The sequence below is a fragment of the Burkholderia arboris genome, assembly GCF_902499125.1.
Lineage (GTDB): Bacteria > Pseudomonadota > Gammaproteobacteria > Burkholderiales > Burkholderiaceae > Burkholderia > Burkholderia arboris.
This window is the reverse complement of sequence record NZ_CABVPX010000059.1, coordinates 1-22,628: the sequence shown is the minus strand read 5'-3', so window position 1 is coordinate 22,628 and position 22,628 is coordinate 1. Positions and strand designations below refer to the sequence as shown.

Annotated in this window: 15 protein-coding genes; 11 read left to right on the top strand and 4 right to left on the bottom strand. The window is 67.5% G+C overall.

The window, feature by feature from the left end; translation table 11 throughout:
- The 3 genes from BLA15945_RS37030 to BLA15945_RS37020 all read right to left on the bottom strand — a co-directional run.
- Nucleotides 1-134: porin (locus BLA15945_RS37030; protein WP_174994710.1), on the bottom strand; the 134-nt coding region annotated here is incomplete at its 3' end.
- A 48-nt stretch (nucleotides 135-182) separates the two neighbouring features.
- Nucleotides 183-467 carry a hypothetical protein gene (locus BLA15945_RS37025; protein WP_174994709.1) on the bottom strand — a complete coding sequence of 95 codons (285 nt, stop codon included), beginning with the start codon at nucleotides 465-467 and terminating at the stop codon, nucleotides 183-185.
- A 63-nt stretch (nucleotides 468-530) separates the two neighbouring features.
- Nucleotides 531-1,709, bottom strand: a complete 1,179-nt coding sequence (locus tag BLA15945_RS37020; RefSeq protein ID WP_155627352.1) for a TAT (twin-arginine translocation) pathway signal sequence — start codon at nucleotides 1,707-1,709, stop codon at nucleotides 531-533.
- A gap of 859 nt (nucleotides 1,710-2,568) precedes the next feature.
- On the opposite strand from BLA15945_RS37020, the gene BLA15945_RS37015 reads away from it, so the two are divergent.
- The 5 genes from BLA15945_RS37015 to BLA15945_RS36995 all read left to right on the top strand — a co-directional run bounded on the left by BLA15945_RS37015 (nucleotide 2,569) and on the right by BLA15945_RS36995 (nucleotide 8,868).
- The gene (locus tag BLA15945_RS37015) at nucleotides 2,569-3,606 is read left to right on the top strand and encodes a LacI family DNA-binding transcriptional regulator (protein ID WP_059241826.1); all 1,038 of its coding nucleotides are present in this window, start codon (nucleotides 2,569-2,571) and stop codon (nucleotides 3,604-3,606) included.
- A 163-nt stretch (nucleotides 3,607-3,769) separates the two neighbouring features.
- The gene (locus tag BLA15945_RS37010; protein ID WP_174994708.1) at nucleotides 3,770-4,798 is read left to right on the top strand and encodes an ABC transporter substrate-binding protein; all 1,029 of its coding nucleotides are present in this window, start codon (nucleotides 3,770-3,772) and stop codon (nucleotides 4,796-4,798) included.
- 7 nt (nucleotides 4,799-4,805) lie between these two features.
- Nucleotides 4,806-6,980, top strand: coding sequence for an ABC transporter permease (locus BLA15945_RS37005; RefSeq protein ID WP_059241824.1), 2,175 nt, complete (start codon nucleotides 4,806-4,808; stop codon nucleotides 6,978-6,980).
- Nucleotides 6,977-8,047, top strand: coding sequence for an ABC transporter ATP-binding protein (locus BLA15945_RS37000; protein WP_174994707.1), 1,071 nt, complete (start codon nucleotides 6,977-6,979; stop codon nucleotides 8,045-8,047). Before BLA15945_RS37005 ends, BLA15945_RS37000 begins: the two co-directional genes overlap by 4 nt.
- Nucleotides 8,044-8,868 carry an inositol monophosphatase family protein gene (locus BLA15945_RS36995; RefSeq protein WP_174994706.1) on the top strand — a complete coding sequence of 275 codons (825 nt, stop codon included), beginning with the start codon at nucleotides 8,044-8,046 and terminating at the stop codon, nucleotides 8,866-8,868. Before BLA15945_RS37000 ends, BLA15945_RS36995 begins: the two co-directional genes overlap by 4 nt.
- A gap of 383 nt (nucleotides 8,869-9,251) precedes the next feature.
- Here BLA15945_RS36995 and BLA15945_RS36990 read toward each other — a convergent pair whose 3' ends face one another.
- Nucleotides 9,252-10,055, bottom strand: coding sequence for a thioesterase II family protein (locus tag BLA15945_RS36990; protein ID WP_174994705.1), 804 nt, complete (start codon nucleotides 10,053-10,055; stop codon nucleotides 9,252-9,254).
- Between the two features lie 332 nt (nucleotides 10,056-10,387).
- On the opposite strand from BLA15945_RS36990, the gene BLA15945_RS36985 reads away from it, so the two are divergent.
- From BLA15945_RS36985 to BLA15945_RS36960, 6 genes are all read left to right on the top strand, one after another.
- Nucleotides 10,388-10,597: an MbtH family protein gene (locus BLA15945_RS36985; protein ID WP_059241816.1), complete on the top strand. Its 210-nt coding sequence runs from the start codon at nucleotides 10,388-10,390 to the stop codon at nucleotides 10,595-10,597.
- Between the two features lie 124 nt (nucleotides 10,598-10,721).
- Nucleotides 10,722-12,149 carry an MBL fold metallo-hydrolase gene (locus BLA15945_RS36980; RefSeq protein ID WP_059241814.1) on the top strand — a complete coding sequence of 476 codons (1,428 nt, stop codon included), beginning with the start codon at nucleotides 10,722-10,724 and terminating at the stop codon, nucleotides 12,147-12,149.
- Between the two features lie 28 nt (nucleotides 12,150-12,177).
- Nucleotides 12,178-13,068, top strand: coding sequence for a cupin-like domain-containing protein (locus BLA15945_RS36975; protein WP_059241812.1), 891 nt, complete (start codon nucleotides 12,178-12,180; stop codon nucleotides 13,066-13,068).
- A gap of 70 nt (nucleotides 13,069-13,138) precedes the next feature.
- Entirely contained in the window at nucleotides 13,139-14,548 is a 1,410-nt protein-coding gene (locus BLA15945_RS36970) for a hypothetical protein (RefSeq protein ID WP_174994704.1), read from the top strand.
- A 70-nt stretch (nucleotides 14,549-14,618) separates the two neighbouring features.
- Complete coding sequence (locus tag BLA15945_RS36965) at nucleotides 14,619-17,867, top strand: non-ribosomal peptide synthetase (RefSeq protein ID WP_174994703.1); 3,249 nt, start codon at nucleotides 14,619-14,621, stop codon at nucleotides 17,865-17,867.
- On the top strand, nucleotides 17,867-22,628 hold a 4,762-nt coding region (locus BLA15945_RS36960), incomplete at its 3' end, for a non-ribosomal peptide synthetase (protein WP_174994702.1). The genes BLA15945_RS36965 and BLA15945_RS36960, both read left to right, overlap by 1 nt.

The window sequence follows — 22,628 nt, the reverse complement described above, 5'->3', positions numbered from 1 at the left end:
GTGGCCGACGAGTTGTTCTGGTAAGCGATACCGTTGTCGACGATACCGTACAGGGTCACGCTGCTCTGGGCGTGGGCCGTAGCTGCGGCGGCCAGGCCGGCGGCCGTCATGGCGATTGCGACGCTATTTTTCATCGATTCATAATCCTGGTGGAATGATTCAATATTGACGTGATCCAAGTTTCATGTTGCTTGATGATGTGTGTCGGACTCCTGAGTTTGGAGGTTGAATAACGAGAACAATCGTGCTTTCAAATTTCGAGTGGCCGGGAAAGGCAGGTTGATCGGGTACTTGCCACTCGACGCGTCAAAGCAAAAAGTCGGAATGACATCGATGAATCGCACCGGGTACGGACCGGGTGGCTTGCCGGGAAGCTCGAGCGTCCCCCTCATCGCGGCGTCAGTCTTTTCGAAATGCGCATCCAGCGGCGTGTTCCAGTGAGCTTGCACACCGGTTTGGGCGAACATGCCCGCCACGCGAAAGGCGCCCGATGACCAACCGGCATCGTTCGCCGGCGCCTCCGAGGGCGGTCAGGTTTTCACGACGGTCGCATGGATCAACTGCCTGAGCGCATGCACGTCATTCGAGTTTTCGAAGTTGGTGCGAAGCCAGGAGATCTGCGACCCGAGATAGTTGCGGAAACTGTTGAAGTCGCGTCCGTCGAGCTGCCGTTCGGTCATGCCGTAGTCCTCTTTCGCGATGTCCTTGAGCACGGAGATCGCGTCTTTCGCAGCGGGATTCGCGAACACAAAATCGTAGTCGCAGATATGCGACACGAACCACTCCTGCTTGTGCGGCTTCGGCAGTGCTTGCTGGTCCGTCACATAGCCGTTGGCGACGGGATCGACACGCGCGATCATTGCCGCCGCCGTCAGCCACCCGACGATCTTTTTTTCGCCGTCGAGCACGCCGGGATTCGTGTGCGCACACGCCTGCGCGAGGATCACATCCACAGGAAGGTCATGGACCATGCATTGCGCAAGGCCGAATATATGGTGCGCCCCGGTGTCGCCGATGGTGAGTTCTTTCAGGCACGAACCGTCGTCACGCCACTGGAACACCCAGGTCTTCTGCAGGTCATGCAATGTCTGCGAAGCGAACAGAACATCGAGCGACAGCGAGTAGCGAAAGAGTTGCTCGTAAGTGTGTTTGTAATCGATGGCATGGCGCAGGTTCGTCGCAGTGTGCGCACATAGGCCGCCCGGATAGGAGTGGTGGCTGTTGTAGTCGCTGCCTGGCGCGCTCAACATCGGTTGCGCGGGAACGTCGGCCGACTTGCACGGCGGAAACAACTGTTCGCGGGTGACGTCTGCTGCAAGCAGGTTCTTGTCTTTGAGATTCCTGAGCAACGCGTCCTGTCGGTCCGGTTGTCCAAGGTAGTAGGCCATCAGCGTCGGCGCGGGATGATCGACCATCGATCGCGTGGTGCTCTTCAGCGCGCCATCCTGGATTTGCGACATGCATTCGTTGATATAGGCGAACGACCGCTGCGCAATCGGGGATCTCTGTGCCATTTGCTGCGGCGAAAGGCTCAGGCACTCGTCCAGCGGAATCGACTTCGGACGTGGCTCGTGGGCCGTATTGCCGCGTGTGGTGGTTGCCGCCTCCGATGACCGTGCAGGTATGCCCAGCGTTCCGCACAAGCTTGCGCTCGCGGTGACCTGAAGAAACTGCCGGCGAAACGGATTCACGGGTTGGGGTGACGACATGGGCTGCTCCTTTTCCTACGGTAGTCAATACGGTAGTTAAATCAGACACAGGGCGCGATATGCGCCGGGCGACGCACCGATCCCGGGCATTCCATGACGGATGCCCCTCGAACGATGCATCACCGGGCCGGCAAACTTGCGACGCCCGCCGGGCGTTGCAACGATCGAAGCCGCTTTTCCGACCGCCATACGCGTTGTCTCACCGGACGACCGGCCCAAATTTGCACTCGTGTGCAATCTATCACCACGGTTTCGATTGCACAACGTGGCTCGGCATCGAAATGACGTTCGAAGGGACGGGACTTACCCTAGCTTGCTGTAGAAATGGCTTCCGCCGAGGTCATCGAAACTGGGCGCGCGCCGGTGACGTCGGCCAACGGCGCGGCCGAACCATCATGGCCGTGAGCGGGTTGAGCAATGGTTCCTGTCGTGCTGGGGGGGCGAGCAACCTCATGCACGGCGCGAACGCGGCATAGCGGTTCACATCGACGATGGGGACGTCCTTCGGCGGCAGCAGTTCCGGTTCGACTCGACACGCGCCATGCCGACGAGGCGGGCCTCTGGAGCGGCCTTCCGCGCATTGACGAGGTGCCTTTCAACAGCCTGCCGGGTATTGGCAGGCTGTTCGGCGGGCAGGCGAACCGCATCGCGCACGAAGAAGACCTCCGCGGGCGTCCCGGCCATGCGTCGTTTCCCGGCATGAAGGCTGTACCGTCGGATGTTGCGTGTGCAAGATCATGTCCGATCGGCTCGTTCACTCGACCCACGGCCCGGGCGGCGAATTCGATGGCGTTTTCGTCTGTTTTGATAAGCTAGCATTCTCCACAACAGGCGCAGATTTGCCACGCACGAGATATCCATGACGGACAAAGAGAAAGAAAAGAGCTGGGCGACGGCGAGCGATGTCGCGCGACTGGCGGGCGTCTCGCGCTCGGCGGTATCGCGGGCGTTCACGCCGGGTGCGAGCGTGTCCGGCAAGACGCGTGAGCGGATCATGCGTGCGGCCGAGCAACTCGGCTATCAGGTCGATTACAACGCGCGCAACATGATTCAGGGCCGCAGCAGCTTTGTGGGCGTGATTACGTCCGGCCTGGAGAATCCGTTTCGTGTGAAGTTGCTGTCGCCGATCGCCCACTATCTCGGCGAGCAGGGCTTCCTGCCGATCCTGATGGATGCCGACGACGCTGACCAGATCGCCCACTCGTTGCAGATTCTGCTGAGTTACCGGATTGCGGGTGTGATCATGACGTCGGGGACGCCGCCGCTCGCGCTGGCCCGCGAGTACGTCGCACGCCGCGTGCCGGTTGCGATGCTCAACCGTGCGGCCGAGATAGAGGGCGTTGACGTCGTCAACAGCGACAACGAGACCGGTGGCCGGCTGGCCGCCCAGCGGCTCGTGCAGGCCGGCGGAAAACGGTTTGCCTTCATCGGCCCGCACCTGTCGAACTTCAACGGCAAGGCGCGTTGTGAAGCGTTCGTGCAGACGTTGCGCACGCTGCCGGGGCGACGTGGCGAAGTCGAGTTGTGCAACACGTCGACCGATAGCTACGAGAGCGGCCAGCAAGCCGCGAAAGCGTTGCTGGACCGTTCGCGCGGCGTGCCGGACGCCATCTTCTGTGCCACCGACATGATTGCGCTCGGTTTCATCGATGCCGCGCGACAGCGATTTGGCAAGCGCGTCCCGGAGGATCTTTTGGTGATCGGGTTCGACGACATCCCGCACGCGCGCATGGGTAGCTATCGCTTGACGACGATCGCGCAGAACGTCGACGAGCTTGCACGGGAAGCGGTCGATGTCCTGGTCGACCGGATGACCGATTTCACGTTGCCGACGCGCATTCGGGTGGTAGGCGTGTCTCTCGTCGAGCGGGATTCCGTCGGTCTGATCCCCGGGTAAGTCCCGACGCTGGAACGCCGTTTCCAGCGTTTCCCAGGTTGAATCGGGGTTTCGTTGGTGCTACATTGCACTCGTGTGCAAAATTCGGGGAGACACCCCGGACGAAGTGCCGGCCACTGACGAAGCGGGGGCGGCGCGGGCAATCAAAACATGGAGACAACCGATGAAATTCCCGTTGCGAAGCACCGTCGCCGCGATGCTGGCGGCAGCGTGCCTGACGACCACAGCGCAGGCGGCCGGCAACCTGAATGTGCTGTGTTCCGCGGATCTCGAGTGGTGTCAGTTGATGAAGACGCGGTTCACCAAGGAAACCGGCATCGACGTATCGATGATCCGCAAGAGCGCGGGGGAGAGCTTTGCGCAGATCCAGGCACAGGCGAAGAATCCGCAGGTCGACGTCTGGTGGGCGGGATCCGGTGACGCGCACCTTCAGGCGGCGTTCGAGAAACTGACGCAGCCCTATCAGTCGCCGCTTGCGGCGCAACTGCAGCCGTGGGCGCAGACGTTCGCGAAGGTGGCCGACTCTCGGTCGGTCGGCATCTATCAGGGTGTGCTCGGTATCGGCTACAACGTGACGGAAATCAATTCGCGCAAGCTGCCGGCGCCGAAGTGCTGGAAAGATCTGCTGAATCCGGCTTTCAAGGGCGAGATCCAGATCGCGAATCCGAACTCGTCGGGCACATCGTACGTCGCGCTCGCGACGCTGGTTCAGCTGTTTGGCGAGGACGACGCATTCAAGTACCTGCGCACGTTGAACGCGAACATCAGCCAGTACACCGACACCGGCGTTGCGCCGGGAGAGGCCGCGTCGCGCGGCGAGTCGACCGTCGCGATCGAATTCATTCACGACCTGATCAAGCAGAAAGTCGCGGGTTTTCCGATTGCCGTTGCGCCGGCTTGCGAAGGCACCGGTTTCGAAATCGGCGGCATGAGCATCGTCGCGGGGGCGAAGCATCTGGCCGAAGCGAAGCGCTTCTACGACTTCGCCCTGCGCGCGGATACCGAGACCGCCGCCGTCGATGCGAAGGCGTATCAGATTCCGGCGAACCGCGATGCGAAGGTCCCGCCGCAGGCGCCGAACGTCGCATCGATCAAGCTCGTCAATTACGACTTTGCGAAGTACGGTTCGCCTCAGGTTCGCAAGCACCTGCTGCAACGCTGGACTACCGAAATCTACAACCACGGCAACTGACGCGAAGATGAACAAGATCTTGTCGAGTTGGCTGGCGACGGGGGCGTTTGCGCTCGTCGCGCTGCCCTGGTATCAGCAGGAATCGGGCGTGTTCGCGTTCCGCTGGATCGGTGACGCGCTGCACGGCTCGTCAACCGCCGCCCCCGCGTTCTGGCAGGCATGGCACGGCGGGATGGCCGCGGTGTGGGTGCTGGTTGCGTGTCTGGCCGCCGCCGGCATCGCGCTGGCGGCGATTCGTCGGCGCCGTGTGCTCGGCGCGGCGTGGGTCGGCGCCGGTGTGGCCGGCCTGATCGCGATCGGCTGGCTCGCATGGGGTGTCGCATTGCCGACCGGGCTCGGCGCCGGCGCCTGTCTCGCCGCGCTTGCGTTTCTCGTGATCGCGACCAGCGGCGCGGCGCTGGCCGGCGCGTGCCGCGGCGACCTGTTCGTGACGGGCGCGATCGGGATCGTCGTCGCGCTGATTGCTACGTTCGTGTTCTGGCCGGTCGGCAACATCCTGCTCGACGCATTCCGCAATGCCGACGGCGTGCTTGATTGGGCATCGGTGCTGCCGCGCGTCATGTCCCGCAGCGTCTGGGGCCTGGCCTGCCTGTCGGGAGGGCGTAGTTGCGGCGTTGCATGGAATACGCTGGCGCTCGCGATTGCGAGCGCCGCCGGATCGGTCGCGCTGGGCTGCACGCTCGCATTGCTGGCTGCGCGCAGCGCGTCGCGCGGGGTACGGGCGCTGCGTAGTCTCGCGGTGTTGCCGATCATCACGCCGCCGTTCGTGCTCGGCCTCGCGCTGATCCTGCTGCTGGGTCGCAACGGCGCGCTCACGCTGTTCGTCGCAGATGTGTTTGGCGTGGTGCCCGGCCGCTGGCTTTACGGTCTGCCCGGTGTCTGGTTGTCGCAACTGCTGGCGTTCACGCCGATCGCGTTCATGACGCTCGTCGGCGTCGTCGACGGGGTGGGCCCGTCGCTCGAGGAGGCGTCGCAAACGCTCGGCGCGTCACGCTGGCAGACGTTCGTCACGGTGTCGCTGCCGCTGATGCGTCCGGGGCTCGCGAACGCGTTCCTGTTGTGCTTCATCGAGAGCATGGCCGATTTCGGCAACCCGATCGTGCTGGGCGGCAATTTTCACGTGCTGTCGACGGAAATCTACTTCTCCGTGGTCGGTGCGCAGAACGACCCCGGGCGAGCGGCCGGCCTGGGGCTTGTCCTGCTCGTATTCGCGCTGGGCGTGTTCCTGCTGCAGAACCGCTGGCTTGGCCGCCGTTCATACGTGACGGTGTCCGGCAAGGCCGACAGCGGTGCGCACGCAGCGCTCGATCCGCGGCTGCGTGCCGGCCTCTGGTGCGTTGCCGTGCCGTGGGTGGCGTTCACGCTGGTGGTCTACGCGATGATGCTGCTTGGCGGTTTCGTGAAGATCTGGGGTGTCGACAACAGCCTGACGCTCGCGCACTACGCGGATGCATTCGGCATTGGCGCGGATGCCGGCGGCTTGCACTGGCAAGGTCAGGCATGGCCGTCGTTCTTCACGACGCTGACGATCGCGGCGATCGCGACACCGCTGACGTCGCTGGTGGGCATGCTCACCGCCTGGCTGCTGATCCGGCAGCGTTTTGCCGGCAAGCGCCTGCTCGAATTCGGCACGCTGCTGAGCTTCGCGGTGCCGGGCACGGTCATCGGGATTGCCTATCTGCTGACGTTCAACGCCGGCGCGATCGAACTGACGGGAAGCGGCGCGATCCTCGTGCTGTGTTTCGTGTTTCGCAACATGCCGATGGGGCTGCGCAGCGGCATCGCGGCAATGCGCCAGCTCGACGCGAGTCTCGACGAGGCGTCGATCATGTTGCGTGCGAGCAGCCTCACGACGATCCGTCGCGTGATCCTGCCGCTCCTGCGCCCGGCTCTCGCGTCGGCGCTCGTCTACGGCTTCGTACGCTCGATCACGTCGGTCAGTGCGGTGATCTTCCTCGTCAGCGCAAATTACGACATGGCAACGTCGTACATCATCGGACTGGTTTCGAACGGCAACTACGGCACCGCGATTGCCTACGCCAGCGTGCTGGTGATCGTGATGCTCGTGATGATTCTCGTCGTCCAGCGTTTCGTCGGTGTGCGCCGGTTGCGTGCCCGCACACGGATACAGGCTTCCGGCCGGCGCGGCACGATTCTGAAAATGAAGGAGACGACGGTATGAACACGACCCAGGTACGCGGTTCGCTCGTATTCGAGCGGGTCAGCAAGCACTACGGCAAGAGCGTCGCGGTGGACGACATCAGCTTTCGCATCGAGCCGGGCACGATGGTGACGCTGCTCGGCCCGAGCGGCTGCGGCAAGACCACCACGTTGCGGATGATTGCGGGCCTCGAACGCGTCGATGCGGGGCGGATCCTGATCGGCGGGCGCGACGTGACCGATCGGTCGGCGGCCGAGCGCGACGTCAGTATGGTGTTTCAGTCGTACGCGCTGTTTCCGCACATGAGCGTCGTCGAGAACGTCGCTTACGGATTGGCGGTTGCGCGCCGGCCGAAGCGCGAGGCGCACGAGAAGGCGATGGGTGCGCTGGCGCTGGTCGGGCTCGGCGAGTATGCCGCACGCTCGCCGAGCGAGCTGTCGGGCGGCCAGCAACAACGGGTTGCGGTAGCGCGCGCGCTGGTGCTCGAGCCCGAAATCCTGCTTCTCGACGAGCCGCTGTCGAATCTCGACGCGAAGATGCGCACCCGCGTACGCGACGAGATCCGGGATCTGCAGGTCAAGCTGGGTCTGACCGCGGTCTACGTGACGCACGATCAGGAAGAGGCGCTGGCGATCTCGGATCGCATCGTCGTGATGAATCGCAAGAAGATTGCACAGCTCGGCACGCCGCGCGAGATATTCGACGCACCTGCCGACGAGTTCGTCGCGGACTTCATCGGCAATGCGAATCTCGTCGATGGCGAGATTCGTGCGATCGACGACCAGGTCGCGCAGTGCACGATCGGCGGCACGCGGCTCGATCTGCCGTACACCGGCACGCGGACCGGCGCGGTGCGCATCGCGTTACGCCCCGAGGCAATCCGGCTCGGGCCTGCGCAGCAGGGCACGATCGCCGGTGAAATCAGTCGTGCGACCTATCTCGGTCGCGAAATGCAGTACACGGTTCAGTCGTCACTTGGAGAATTGTTTGTCGTGAGTCATCGGTTAGATCAGCTATTTCCGCGCGGCGCGCAGGTCGCGCTCCAATTCAGCGCACACGGTGCGGCCATCGTCGGAGCGCACGCATGAGCGCACCCGGGACGGAGACGATCGGGTTCGAGGCCGATCTTGCGAATCGCTATGCACTCGTGTGCACGATTGCTCGGGAAGCCGGGGCGCGCGCGTACCGGATGTTCGCGAACCGTGCGGCGCTCGAAGTCGAGCACAAAGGTCTGCAGGACGTCGTCAGCCTTGCCGACCGCGAGGTCGAGAATCTGGTGCGCGAGCGCGTCACGGCAGCGTTTCCGGACGACGCGTTCCTCGGCGAGGAAACCGCGGCGCAGGCCGGCGCGTCGCTGCTGTCGGAGCGGATTGTCTGGATCGTCGATCCGATCGACGGGACCAGTTGCTTTCTGAACGGGATGCATGCGTGGTGCGTGTCGATCGGTGTGCTGATCGATGGCAAACCGGCGATCGGCGCGGTGTTCGATCCGAACAGCGGTGAGTTGTTTCATGCCGCGGCCGGGTGCGGCGCATTCGTCAACGACACGCCGATGCGGGCCGCCACGACACGCTCGGTGCGCGACGGCGTGGTCGGCGTCGGCTTCTCGCATCGGGTCGCGCCATCGGCGTTCATTCCGTTTCTGGCGCGGCTGCTGGCCGACGGCGGCATGTTCATTCGCAACGGCTCAGGCGCGCTGATGATCGCCTACGTCGCGGCAGGCCGGCTGATCGGCTATTACGAACCGCATATCAACTCGTGGGACTGTGTGGCCGGCATCGTGCTGGTGCGCGAAGCGGGCGGCGTCGTCAACGACTTTCTCGCGGGCAACGGATTGCTGAGAGGCAATCCGATCATTGCGGCGGGTGACGGATTCTATCCGGCGCTCGCCACGCTGATCGCGGGTTGAGCAAGCCGCCTGGGTCGCGCGCATGACCGCCGCCCCGCACGAAGCGATGGGGCCCGGTCCTTCCCGGAGGCGGCGCATCGATGAGACGGAGCGCCGAATCCTTCGATGCGCTGCCGCGTGAGTTGACGCGCGTCACGCCGCGGATCGAGGCAAACCGTTCGATGGTGCCGCGCATTGCCGGCATGTCGACCGCATGCGGCCTGCCGGCGCCGACCGTCGTTCGTTTCGCGCAACGCTGCGGATTCGCCGGCTTCGCTGAATGGCAGGCGGTGTTCCGTGACGAGGATGCCGGTGGCAGCGGCATTACGCCGGGGTATCGCGAGCGGGTCAGGGGCCTGAATCGCGATACTTCGGCAGGAGGCCGGCCGCCACCCCGCCACCGGTCACGACATCAGCGACGGCATCTCGCCCACGGCAGTGCCGCACCGCCCCGCATCGGCCAGCGCCTGGCCGATCGCGTGCTGGACGGCAGCCGGGTGTTCCAATAGATAGAAGTGCCCGCCGTCGAACTCGCGGAAGCTGACCGGGTGCTGCGACGCGCGCGACCAGTCGCGCTGCCCGGCGGGGCTCAGCACCGTGTCGTCGCGGCTCGAGAAGACCGTGACGGGGCAGGGCAGCGCGGTTGCGGACGGCAGCGGAAAGAACGCCTCGACCAGGCGGAAATCCGCCCTGGCCAGTTTCAGCAGCATCGCCCGGAGCGCGTCGTGTTCGACTACTTCGCGCGGCGTACCGCCGAGCGACACGACATAGTCGATGATCTCCGCGTCATTGCGCAGGTGAACCGGCGCGCCGTCGAGCCGCGTCCGGCGATGCGGGTAGAACGGCGCGTCGGTGCCGGAGGCGCCGAACCAGACGGGCGGATGCCCCAGTTGCGTCATGTCGCACGCGAAGCTGTATGCGATCAGCGCCCCCATGCTGTGGCCGAACACCGAATAGTCGCGCGGCAGCAGCGGCCGGAGGGCCCGCAGGAAGTCGATCAGTTCGGGCAGCGTATCGATCGCGCGCGTGCCCAGGCTCCTGCCGCGGCCGGGCAGTTCGATCAGCCACACCTCGATGTCGTCCGGGAACGACGCGCCCCACCGGTAGTAATTGGCCGCCGCGCCGCACGCGTGATGGAACACCAGCAGCCGGTGCCGCGCCGCCGGGCGCTGGAGCGGAATGGTGAGGGTACTGGGTAGCAAGGCCATGCTTTCGGGACTCCGCTTTAAAAAACGAGCCATACAAGATTTTCAAACAATTAAGACGATTATCGATTTAATCGAAAAGACAGTCTGATTTCTATAGGTTCACATATTTATGAACAATGGCCGTGATTATTGGCTCTCAATGATTATGATTTATTCTGTTTTCATGCAATAGAAATGTAATTGTTTTTAGATGCTTTATGGTAAAGTCTGCTCGCTTCGATTTCAAAGTGCTTGCATCGTTGTCCGGCATGACCGGGCGTGCCGTTTTTATAGAAATATCGAATTATGTACTGCGTGTGACACGCGTGATCGATTATTGAAACGAGAGAGACATGGAAGCCGAAACGCCGCATCACGACGCCGTTTTCAAGGTGGTCGTCAATCACGAGGAACAATACGCGATCTGGCCGGACGACAAGCGGGTACCGGAAGGCTGGCGGGCAGCGGGCCCGTCGGGAACCCGGGACGCCTGTCTCGAATGGATCGGCGCCAACTGGACCGACATGCGGCCATTGAGCGTGCGGGCCGCGCTGTCGGCCTGACTGTCGCCGCGCCACGCAGCGCGCAATCAAAGATAAAGGAACGATGCGGCATTTCGCGGCCCGGTAACGGCGCGCGCGGGAGCACGTTGCGTTTCGCCGAGAGAATCCGAGGGTAAAACACACCATGTCTGTCGATGATCGCCTGGGGGTCTTCCTCAATACAGGCATTCTGGCTTCGCGCGCGCATGACCTGGGCTTGCTGATCGAGCGGCAGGACGCGCTCATGCAGCAATTCATGGAAGCGAAATTCGAACCGGCCGCCTGCGCCGCGCTGTTGCGCGACGCGATTGCGCGCTATCCGTTTCTGGACGAGTTGTTCGATCCGGATTCGGTGGCGGCCGGCGGCTGCATCGCGAGCCGCGCGCTGCTCTACGATCTGCATCAGCACCGCGACCGCTGGACGCTCGCGCTCGCGCCGCAGGACGGCGAGCCGATCGTGCTCGACACTGCCGCCGGCGACGTGCCGCAGCTCGCGAACGCGCTGCGCGACGCGCTGCAGCGCAACCACTGGCAGCCGCTGTCCGAGCTGTATGCGGACCCTCGCCTGCTCGGCTGCGAACGGCCGAAGGGCGGCGCGGCGCTGGCGTGGCCGGCATTCGACGGCCCCGGCATCCAGCGGCTCGAACACGCGTCGCTGCTGATCGCATCCGAAACCACCCGCCTGCTGACCGACCCGATCAGCCTCGCGATCGGCGGCAACGTCGGCCTGCCCGATCTCGATCGCGCGCCGTCCAACCTGGGCCAGCGGATCGACGGCATGCTCGTCACGCACGGGCATCTCGACCACTGGCACATTCCGACCATCCTGCGGCATGGCGGCGACGGATCGGTGCCGGTCATCGTGCCGCACATCCCGGTTGCATCGCTGCTGGCGCAGGACGACATGCAGCAGTCGCTGCGCGACGTCGGGCAGACGGTGCTCGCGCCCGGCTGGGGCGAGACGGTGCGGATCGGCGACATCGAGATCGACATCCTGCCGTTCTACGGCGAGCAGCCGACCATCGGTGCGGCCGTGCCGCCGCACGACGTTCGCAACTGGGGCAATTGCTACCGGGTCACGACGCCGCAGTTCTCGGTGATCCTGCTCGTCGACAGCGGCGAGGACGCGCAGGGTTCGGTGATGGACGTGATCGACCGGTCCGTCGCGCAGCGCGGCCGGCCCGACCTGGTTCTGAGCTGCTGCCGCGAGTTGCGCAAGGCGCCGTTCTGGCAGGGCCTGTTCACGTTCTGGATGGTGTTGCCGATGACCGAACTGCAACGCCTGCCGCGCATCGCGGAAGCGGGCGACGGCCCGTCCATCACGCTCGGCCCGTCCGGTATCGGCGAGCTCTGCGCGCGCGCCGGCGCCCGCGCGTTCGCGCCGTATGCGAACGGGTTCTGCGGCATCGCGACCGAGATCGGCGACATCGGCTGGATCAACGGCGAGCCCGCGGAAGCCGACACGCTCGACCAGATCGACGCACGCCTCGGCACGCTCGGCGCCGCCACCCGCGTGATCCGCTGGCTGCCCGGCGATGTGCTTCGCCACAACGGCAATTGGCAGGTGTCCTGATTTTATTCCTGTCGACAGGAGCCCCACGATGACTGGCAGCAAGATTGTGCCGATGCCGCGGATTCGCTACGACGGCAGCCGGAGCATGCGCGACGTTCTGGCCGGACTGAAGCATCCGGCCGTGCTGGAAGGATTCATCGAAGCCTGGCCCGCGCGCACGCGCTGGACGCCGGATTTCTTCGTCGAGCGTTACGGCGAGCACGAGATCACGGTGGAGACGTCGCAGCTGTCGCCGACGCCGACCCGGCCGGACCTCTACCTGGGTGCGCGCCGCTACGAAACCGCGCGCCTCGGCGCGACGATCCGCGCGATGCAGGCGCAGGGCAGCGCCCGCACCGCGTACATCACCTACGCGGCGATCTATTCGACGGCGCCAGAGCTGAAGGACGACATCGCGCCGCTGCACGAGCAGCACGGCTTTCCCGGCTGGATGCCGAACTGGCTGCGGCGCAAGCTGGTGTTGCGGCCGGGCTTCTGGCTCGGCCCCGAAGGGATTTCGTCGCCGATGCACTTCGACCGGCACGAGAACCTGAACGTGCAGGTGTACGGCCGCAAGCGCTGGGTGCTGTTCGCGCCCGGGCAGTCCGCCAACGTGTATTACCGGCAGCGCCGCGATCTGCCGGTGATCTTCAGCCCGGTGGACATGAGCGATCCGGACCCGGTGCTGTTTCCGCGCGTGCAGTCGGCGCCGCGCCACGACTTCGTGCTGGAGGCGGGCGAGGTGCTGTACCTGCCGCCCGGCTGGTGGCACTACGTGGAGTCGCTGAGCGATTCGATCAACGTGAACTACTGGTGGTGGTCGCCGCGCGCCGTGCGGACCTTCTGCCGGGTCGAGCTCGCGAGCCTGTGGCAGGGGCTCGCGCGCCGGTGGCGCCGCGCGGCCGACACGGCCGGCAAGCCGATGTCGATGCCGCGCTGACGCGCCGTCCCCGCACCGTTCGTTCTATCGGGCCGCCGTGCCGGCGGCCGTGTCTCTTCAGGAAGCCATGATGCAGAACGAGTTTGATTACACCGTCATCGATGCGCTGTACGCGACCGGCTATCACGGGCCGCGCGCGCTCGACAAACCGGAGTTCTACTGGCGCTCGATGCTGGGCTCGATGGTCGCCTATCGCGACAGCTTCTTTCGCCCGCTCGGCGAGGAGATCGCGCCGGCCGAATCGCGCGAGGGCATCGAGATCGAGGCCGCGCGCTGCGAGTACGAGGGCAGCCGGTTTCATCACGCGCTACCGATGAACATCTCGTCGTTGCGGCAGTTCGGGAACCACTGGCACCTGGTGCTGCCGACCATCTCGACGCTGCGCGACGGGTATTGCCGCCTGCGCGGCCACGACGGTGCGGTGTCGATGCTCGACCTGTGGTTCATCAGCAAGCTGTGCCAGCTGCTGCCCGCGTACCTGATCCGCCGGCGCGAGCAGCCGGCCGACCCGGACAGCATTCCCGTCGTGCCGTCGATCATCTACCGGATCTCGCTCGGCATGCACCGGATCGTGCATATCTCGCTGATCAAGCGGATGGCGTCGGGCGGCGATCCGGCCGCGCCGTGCCTCGCCAGCGACGCGTATTACCTGGTTGCCGAGGCGGCGGGCCTGCTCGTCGGCCGCAACTCGGTGTGCGCGGGGCCGCAGACGATGGTCGAGCAAGCCTACCGCGCGATGATCGAGCCGGCTTCGCTGGCGGGCGCCGAAGCGAGCGCGGCCGAGCCCGGCTTCTATCGCTACGCGGCGGCGTTCCTGAAGCTCGAAGCCGAAAAATACCTGTTCGCGGTGCGGGCGGCGCAGCAGTTGCGCGGGCTGATCGTCGCGCTCGACGCGGTGCCCGGCCACGCGCACACGCACGCGTTCCGCGAGGCGCTTGCGCGCTTCGAGGACTGGTCCACCGAACACACGAGCCCGCTCGCGCACGAGATCGCCCGCGAGGATCTGGCGATGCTGCTGCAGGGCGACGAGGCCGAGATCGCGCGTGCGCGGCAATGGCCGGCGGGGACGGTGCTGCGCCAGATGACGGCCGGGCTGAACCAGCTCGTCGCCGCGGCGGACCGGATGTGCGTGGCCACGCTCGGCGCCGACGGGCCGGCGCTGCTGGCCGAGATCGACGCCATGCGCGATGCGCCGCGTGACGCGGACGAATGGTCGGCCGACGCGTTTGCGGCGCACGGGCTCGACGCGGCGGCGGCGCGGGCGACGGCGGCCGCGCTCAATACGTACCTGCACGACGAGCGCGCCGCGCAGCGGATCTTCACGCGGCTCCAGCAGGAAGTGGACCGCGCGCTCGGCATCGACGATGCCATCGCACCGTATTCGGCCGACGACATCGCGGCCGTATTCGGGCCGCGGCTGCGCCACTGCATCGCCGAACATTTCACGGAACCGGACGTCGCGGACCACGCGGTCCGTTGACGCGCGGCGCGCGGGGATCGACTCGCCGCGCCGTCCTTCACGTCCTTCATGCATCCAGACAGGGGCCACCATGCGTACCACTTCGCTTTCAGCCTATCAGTACCGCTTCTGGCTCGAGTGGCAGCTCAATCCGCACTCGTCGGCCTACACGACCGCGCTCGTCTACCGCCTGTCGGGTCCGCTGGATCGCGACGCGCTGCGGCGCGCGCTGGACGCGTTCGTCCACGAGCATGACGAAGGCTGCCGCAGCACGTTCCGGATGGACGACGCCCGCGTGGTGCGAGAAGTGCATGACCGGGTGACGGTCGCACTCGACTACCGCGACGCGCGGGTGGCGCCGGAGCTGGACGCCGCCGAGGCCGACGCATGGATCGCCGCGCGCGCGGCGCACGTGTTCGCGCTCGACGACGCGCCGCTGTTCCGCTTCGCGCTGCTGCGCGAGGATGCCGACGCGCACCGGCTCGTGCTCAGCTTTCCGCACATCATCTCCGATGCGTTTTCCGCGGTGTACATCAACCAGCGGCTGACGGCGCTGTACAACCACGCGCTCGGCGCGGGCCCGGCGCCCGCCTGCACGTTGCGGGATCTCGGCGAGCAACTCGCGTTCGAAGCCGCGTACCGCGCGTCGCCGCGCTACGACGAAGATCTGGCCTATTGGCTCGGCGTGCTCGCGCATGCGCCGCTCGGGGTCGAATTCGACGCAGCGGCATCGGCGGAGCCGCGCGAGGGGCGCATCCACCGGATGCGCTTCGACGCGGACACCACGCGCCGGCTGCGCGCACGGGCCCGCGCGAGCCGCTCGACGCCGTTTCTCGTGCTGTCGAGCCTGTTCGCGATTGCGCTGGCCCGCTGGCAGGACGTGCGCGAGCTGGTCGTGACCTATCCCGTCAACATGCGCTCGCCGGAGTTTCGCGATGCGAGCGGATGCTTCGTGAACAACCTGCCGATGGGCTTTTCGCTGCGGCAGGGCGACACGTTCCGCGACATCGTCGCGCGCACCACCGCCCGGCGTGCGGAAAGCAAGCACCATCAGCAGTTGTCGCTGACCGATCTCGTGACGGCGCTGCGGCGCACGCGTTCGCTGGCCGATACGCCCGTCTTCAACGTCGGCGTGACGGAAGCGTTCTTCGTGCAGGATGCCCCGCTCGCATTCCACGGCGTGCACGCGGAATTGCTGCCGGTGGTCGCCGCCGAGCGGCCGTTCGACCTGAACTTCGCGTATCAGCTGACGCCCGACGGCCTGCATGTGAACCTCGAATACGACACCGGCTGCCTGCCGCCGGCGCGGATCGGGGAGTTCGCCGCGCGCTTCGGCCGGCTGTTGCGCGCGTACCTGGACGACGATGCGCAGCCCGCGCTCGCGGTCGACTTGCTGGCGCCCGAGCAGCGCGCGCGGCTCGCACAATACTGGCACGGGCCCGCGCGCACGATCGACGCGACGGACTGGCCGGCCCGCTTCGCCGCGCAGTGCGCCGCGACGCCGGATGCACCGGCCGTCCGGTTCGGTGCGGAGCAACTGACCTATCGCGAACTGGATGCGCTGTCGGCGCGGCTCGCGGGCTTTCTCGCGGCGCGCGGCGTGACGCCGGGGGCCCTCGTCGGGCTGTGCTGCGAGCGCTCGACGGAGATGGTGCTGGCGATCCTCGCGGTGATGCGGGCGGGCGCGGCCTACGTGCCGCTCGATCCCGCCGCGCCGCCGGACCGGCTGCGGCGCATCGTCGACGATGCAGGGCTCGCGCTGCTGCTCACGCAGCGGCACCTGCTGGCACGCCTGCCCGCCGGGCCGGTCGCGCGGCATGCGCTGGACGAGCGCGCGATCTGGCTGGCCGCCGAACCGCTGCCGCAGCAACGCATTCACCCGGACGGGATCGCGTACGTGATCTACACGTCGGGCTCCACCGGCACGCCGAAGGGCGTCGCCAACACCCATCGCGCGCTGGTCAACCGGCTCGACTGGCACGGCTCGCTGCTCGCCGATGCCGCGCCGGTGCGCGTGCTGCAGAAAACGCCGTACTTCTTCGACGTGTCGGTCTGGGAATTCCTGTGGACCTTGCAGAGCGGGCATGCGCTGGTGATCGCGCCGCCCGAGCTGCACAAGGACCCGGCCGGGCTCGCCGTGCTGCTGCGCGACGCGCGCATCGCGGTCGCGCACTTCGTGCCGTCGATGCTGAACGCGTTTCTGGACGCGGCGCCCGGGCAGCGCTTCCCGGATCTCGCGCTGGTCGTCTGCAGCGGCGAGGCGCTGCTCGCCGAGCAGGCCGAGCGCTTCCACCGGCTGCTGCCGGGCGTGCGGCTCGCCAACCTGTACGGGCCGACCGAGGCCGCGATCGACGTGACCGTGTGGCATTGCGAGCCGGGCGAGGCCCATGCGCGCGCCGGCGTGCCGATCGGCCGGCCGATCGACAACGTGTCGCTGTACGTGCTGGACGCGGGCCTCGAGCCGTGCGCGCCCGGCAGCGCGGGCGAACTGTACATCGGCGGCGCGGGGCTTGCGCAAGGGTACGTCGGCCGCCCGGACCTCACCGCGGCGAGCTTCGTGCCCGATCCGTACGCAGGCCGTCCGGGGGCGCGCATGTACCGCACCGGCGATATCGCGATGTTCGGCGAGCACGGCGAGCTGCATTACCTCGGCCGGTGCGACGAGCAGGTCAAGCTCAACGGCAACCGGATCGAGCTGCGCGAGATCGAGGCATGCCTGCTGGCGCTGCCGGGCATCGCGCAGTGCGCGGTGGTGCCGGTGCGGGTGCAGGGGCGGGTGCGGCTGCTGCACGCGTTCGTCGAGCCGGCCGCGGGGTGGGACAGCTGGCCGGCGGACGCGCTGCACGCGGAACTGGCCGCGCGGCTGCCCGACGCGATGCGTCCGGCCCGCATCGACGTGGTGGAGCGCATCGCGCTGCTGCCGGCCGGCAAGATCGACCGCAAGCGCCTGGCCCAGCTCGCCGACGCGGCGCTCGAGACGCGCGCGCGCGGCGCCGAGGTGCGCGCGAAGACGCCGTTCCAGGCCGAGGTCGCCGCCGAGTGGTCGGCCGTGCTGGACGTCGCCGACATCGGGCCGGACGACCATTTCTTCATGCTCGGCGGCAGCTCCGTGCAGGCGATCCAGCTGATCGGGCGCCTCAATGGCCGCTACGGGCTGCTGTTGTCGCCGCCGCTGTTGTTCGGCGCGCCGCAGCTTGACCGGTTCAGCGCGCAGGTGCTGGTGGCGCTCGGCCAGAAGGCCCAGCAGGAGGACCGCCTGGAAGCGCTGCTCGAGCGCCTCGCGCCGGACGACATGGACGAACTACTCACAGTGTTTTCATCGTCGGGAGAGCTGGTTTGATGTCGCATAACGATTCCACCGAAAACAAGCGTCGCCAATTGCTCGAAGCGTTCGGCAGGCAGCGTGGCGCGGGCAACCGCGACGCGATTACCCGCCAGGCTCGGCCGGCGGACCTGCCCGCGTCGGCGGAACAGTTGCGGATGTGGGTGCAGATGGCGATCAGCGGTGGCGCCGGTCATTTCCACGTGCCGCACGTGCTGGAGATCGCGGGCACGCTCGATGAGGCAGCGCTGCAGGCGGCGCTGCGCGACGTGGTCGCGCGGCACGAAGCGCTGCGCACGACGTTCGACGAGCGCGACGGCAGCCTGTACCAGCGTGTGCATGCCGAGCACGAGCCATCGCTGCCGGTACACCGTCACGCGGCGGGCGTGACCGATGCGGAGATCGCCCGCGCGATCACGGCCGAAATCGCGCAGCCGTTCGACCTTGCGCACGGGCCGCTGCTGCGCGCATCGCTGCATCGTCTCGACGACGACCGGCAGATTCTCGTGCTGACCGCCCATCACCTGATCGTCGACGGGTGGTCGCTGGAGCTGATGCTGGCCGACTGGTGGTCGGCCTATGCGGCGCGGCTGGCGGGCCGCGAGCCTGAGCCGCGGGCCGACGACGGGCCGCACTATGCGGACTATGCGCTGTGGCAGCAGGCGCGCAGCGCCGCGGACAGCGCGCCGAGTCTTGCGTACTGGCAGGAGCGGCTGACGGGCGCGACGACGCTCGAATTGCCGTTCGCGCTGCCGCGCCCGTCGCGGCGCGCGCACGACGGTGAACTGGCGTTCTTCACGATTCCCGCCGCCGTGCGCGCGCGGGCCGAAGCGCTGGCGCGGCGGCAGGGCGGCACGCTGTTCACGGTGATGCTGGCCGCGTGGCGGTGCCTGCTCGGCGACTACGCTGGCCAGGACGACTTCTGCATCGGCACGACCGCGTCGAACCGCGTGCATCCGGGCAGCGAGCGCATCGTCGGCTTCTTCGCGAACCTGCTCGCGTTGCGCACTGCGCGGCAAGGCAGTGCCACGTTCGCCGCGCTGGTCGAGCGCGAGCGCGACACCGTCGCCGACGCGCTGCGGCATCAGGCGGTGTCGTTCGACCAGGTGGTCGAGCAGGTCGGCGTCGCGCGCGATTCCGCGCGCAGCCCGCTGTTCCAGGTCAACTTCGTGCTGCAGGACACGAAAGGTGCGGTGCCCGGCGCCGCCGGGCCGGCGGCACCGGCCGGGATGCCGGCGATGACGGTGCGCGACGACCTGTACCGCTACGCGCAGTTCGACCTGACGCTGTTCGCCGAGCTGACGTCCGATGGCGTGCGCTGCTGCACGGTGTTCCGCACCGATCTGTTCGAAGCCGCCGATATCGAGCGATTGTCGCGCACCTATGTGCAGTACCTCGACGCGTTGACCGCGCAGCCGGACGCGCCGTTCGGCACGCTCGCGCGCGGCGACGCGCCCACGCTCGACGCGCTGCGCGGCTGGCAGAGCCGGCCGCTCGGGCAGCCGCTGCCCGACTCGATCGGCTCGGTGATCGACGCGCTCGCGCGGCAGCATCCGGGCCGCCCGGCGATCCGCCACGGCAACGCGACGCTCGATTACCACGCGCTGAACACCCGCGCGAACCGGCTGGCGGATCACTTGCGCGATCTCGGCGTGTCGCCGGGCTCGACCGTCGGCCTGTGTCTCGAGCCGGGTGCGGAACTGATCGTCGCGATGCTGGCGGTGCTCAACGCGGGCTGCGCGTATGTGCCGCTCGACAGCCGCTATCCGGCCGACCGGCTGCGCTTCCTGCTCGACGACAGCCAGGCGAGCGTGATCGTCACGCGCGAGGACGTGGTGGCGCGCACCGACGCGCTGCGCGACGGCTATCTGAACCTGATCGTCCTCGAGGACCACGACGACGAGATCGCCGCGCGCGACGGCGCGTTCGTCGCGAGCGGGCTGCCGGCGCAGATGCCGGCGTACCTGATGTACACGTCGGGGACCACCGATCGTCCGAAGGGCGTCATCGTGCCGCAACAGGCGATCCTGCGGCTCGCGTACCGGCCGACCTATCTCGACGTGACGCCGGACGACGTGTTCCTGCAGTTCGCGCCGACCGCGTTCGACGCGTCGACCTTCGAGATCTGGACCGCGCTGCTGAACGGCGCGTCGCTCGTCGTGCCGGTCGGGCGGGATGCGTCGCTGGACCAGCTCGGGCCGTTGCTGGTCGACGCACGCGTGACGATTCTGTGGCTGACGAGCGGCCTGTTCGCGGCGATGGTCGATCACGCGCCGGACGCGCTGCGGCGGCTGCGCTATCTCGTCTGCGGCGGCGACGTGCTGTCGCTGCCGCATGTGGCGCGCGCCCGCGCGCTGCTGGAACGCGGGCAGGTCGTCAACGGCTACGGGCCGACCGAGACCACGACGTTCGCGACCGCGTACCCGGTGCGCGGCGAGCCGGCGGCGGGGCGCACGGTACCGATCGGCATGCCGATCCAGGGCACGTCGGTGTACGTGCTCGACGACGACCTGAATCCGCTGCCGGCCGGCGCGGCGGGCGACATCTACATCGCGGGGCTTGGCGTCGCGCACGGCTACGCAAACCGGCCGGACCTGACCGCCGCCGCGTTCGTGCCCGATCCTTACGGCGGCGAGCCGGGCGCCCGCATGTACCGCAGCGGCGACGTCGGCTACTGGGCGCATGACGGCGCGCTGCATTACCTCGGCCGGCGCGACCGGCAGGTGAAGCTGCGCGGCTACCGGATCGAGCCCGCGGAAATCGAGGCGGCGCTGGCTGCATGCCGCGGCGTGCAGGCCGCCGTCGTGACGGTCGACGCGACGCCGCAGGGCGACAAGCAGCTCGTCGCGTACTGGACCGCAAGCCCGGGCGCGGGCGTGGGCGCGGGCGTGGATGCGCCGGACGAAGCCGGCCTGCGCGCGCAGCTGCGGGCGTCGCTGCCGGATCATCTGGTGCCGGCGCGCTTCCACGCGGTGCCGCACATTCCGCTGACGGCGAACGGCAAGGTGGACCGGGCTGCGCTCGCTCAACTTGCCCCCGCGCAGGCGCAGGCGGCCGCCGAAACGGCACCCGAGACGCTGACCGACACGCAGCGCGTGCTGCGCGCGTTGTGGGAAGACGTGCTCGGTCGCAGCGGGTTCGGCCTCGACGACGGTTTCTTCGATCTCGGCGGCGATTCGCTGCTGGCGATCCGGCTGAAGGCGCAGGCGCAGCGCCACGGGCTCGAATTCGAGATCCAGGACCTGTTCGTCCACCAGAGCGTGCGTACGCTGGGCGAGCACGTCGAGCGGCAGCGCGGCGAGGGGGCAGGTGCAGGTGCAGGTGCGTCGGCCGAGGCCGTCGTACCCCGCGCGCCGCTGACGAGCGAAGCGGACCGCGCACGGCTGCCGGCGGGCGTCGTCGACGCGTATCCGCTCAGCCGCCTGCAACTGGGGATGCTCTATCACAGCCTGCGGCACGAGCGTTCGAGCCTGTACCACGACGTGATCGGCTACGAGGTCGCCTATGCGTACGACGAAGCCTGCCTCGTGCGCGCGCTGGACCGGCTGTCGGCGCGTCATCCGGCGTTGCGTACCGCGCTGCGGACGGAGGGGTTCAGCGTGCCGCTGCAGCTCGTGTTCGACACGGCGCGCATTCCGCTGGCGGTCACCGATCTGACTGCGCTCGACGCGACGGCGCAGGCCGCCCGGATCGCCGCGTTCATGGACGGCGAGCGGTTCGCCGCGTTCGACATCGCCGCCGCGCCGCTGTTTCGCTGCTTCGTGTTCAAGCTGGCGGCGCAGCGCTTCAAGCTGGTGTGGAGCTTCCATCACGCGATGCTCGACGGCTGGAGCGAGGCCGCGCTGACCACCGAATTCATCCGGCTCTACACGGCGGGCCTGGCGGGCGCGCAGACCCGGCCGGACGACGTGCCGGTGCAGGCCGGTTACCGGGATTTCATCGAACTCGAACAGGCGGCGCTCGCCGATCCGGCCCAGCGCGATTTCTGGCGCGGCCAGCTCGACGGCGCGCAGGCGCTGTCGCTGCGTCGCGCGCCGTTGATCGGCGACGCAGCGGACGAGCGCGTGGATTATCTGGAGGTCGAGGTCTCCGTCGAACTGGAGGCGGCGCTGCGCGCGCTCGCGCGCGACGCGAACGTCCCGCTCAAGAGCGTGCTGCTCGCCGCCCACCTGCGCGCGCTGCAGGCGCTGAGCGGGCGGCGCGACGTGCTCACGTCGATGGTGACGCACGTGCGGCCCGAGACCGAGCATGCGGAGCGCGCGGTCGGGCTGTTCCTGAATTCGGTGCCGGTGCGCGCGACGCTCGACGACGCAGCGTCGCCCGCCGCTCAGGCGCGGCAGGTGTTCGAGATCGAGTCGGGCATTTTCCGGCACCGCTTTTATCCGTCGCAGCAGATCCGGCAGGACAACGGCGGGATCGAGCTGGGCGAGGTGCTGTTCAATTTCACGAGCTTCCACGTGCTGCGCGAGCTGGACGACGCGGACGTGCGGATGCTCGCGGGCCGCGACGGTCATGCGGTCAACAGCTTTCCGGTGCAGGTCGATTTCTCCGTCTCCGCGAGCGACCAGCGGCTGCGCTGCATCGTCGGCTACCGGACCGACAGCCTGCGGCGCGCCGATGCGGAAGACATCGCGCACGCGCAGCACGAAGCGCTGCGGCGGCTTGCCGGCGCGCCCGCGGCGGCGTGGCTGCGGCCTGCCGCGCTCGCGCGGCTCGACGACTGGGCGGCGCCGAAGCCGGGGCTGCCGGTTGGCGCGAGCGTCGGCGAGCGGCTCGCCG

Excerpts from the sequence above, each read along its gene's own strand:
- BLA15945_RS36990 (WP_174994705.1), bottom strand. The coding sequence starts at position 10,055 with ATGGCCTTGCTACCCAGTACCCTCACCATTCCGCTCCAGCGCCCGGCG.
- BLA15945_RS36980 (WP_059241814.1), top strand. The coding sequence starts at position 10,722 with ATGTCTGTCGATGATCGCCTGGGGGTCTTCCTCAATACAGGCATTCTG.
- BLA15945_RS36970 (WP_174994704.1), top strand. The coding sequence starts at position 13,139 with ATGCAGAACGAGTTTGATTACACCGTCATCGATGCGCTGTACGCGACC.
- BLA15945_RS36965 (WP_174994703.1), top strand. The coding sequence starts at position 14,619 with ATGCGTACCACTTCGCTTTCAGCCTATCAGTACCGCTTCTGGCTCGAG.
- BLA15945_RS36985 (WP_059241816.1), top strand. The coding sequence starts at position 10,388 with ATGGAAGCCGAAACGCCGCATCACGACGCCGTTTTCAAGGTGGTCGTC.
- BLA15945_RS36975 (WP_059241812.1), top strand. The coding sequence starts at position 12,178 with ATGACTGGCAGCAAGATTGTGCCGATGCCGCGGATTCGCTACGACGGC.
- BLA15945_RS36995 (WP_174994706.1), top strand. The coding sequence starts at position 8,044 with ATGAGCGCACCCGGGACGGAGACGATCGGGTTCGAGGCCGATCTTGCG.
- BLA15945_RS37015 (WP_059241826.1), top strand. The coding sequence starts at position 2,569 with ATGACGGACAAAGAGAAAGAAAAGAGCTGGGCGACGGCGAGCGATGTC.
- BLA15945_RS37010 (WP_174994708.1), top strand. The coding sequence starts at position 3,770 with ATGAAATTCCCGTTGCGAAGCACCGTCGCCGCGATGCTGGCGGCAGCG.
- BLA15945_RS37025 (WP_174994709.1), bottom strand. The coding sequence starts at position 467 with ATGTTCGCCCAAACCGGTGTGCAAGCTCACTGGAACACGCCGCTGGAT.
- BLA15945_RS37005 (WP_059241824.1), top strand. The coding sequence starts at position 4,806 with ATGAACAAGATCTTGTCGAGTTGGCTGGCGACGGGGGCGTTTGCGCTC.
- BLA15945_RS37000 (WP_174994707.1), top strand. The coding sequence starts at position 6,977 with ATGAACACGACCCAGGTACGCGGTTCGCTCGTATTCGAGCGGGTCAGC.
- BLA15945_RS37020 (WP_155627352.1), bottom strand. The coding sequence starts at position 1,709 with ATGTCGTCACCCCAACCCGTGAATCCGTTTCGCCGGCAGTTTCTTCAG.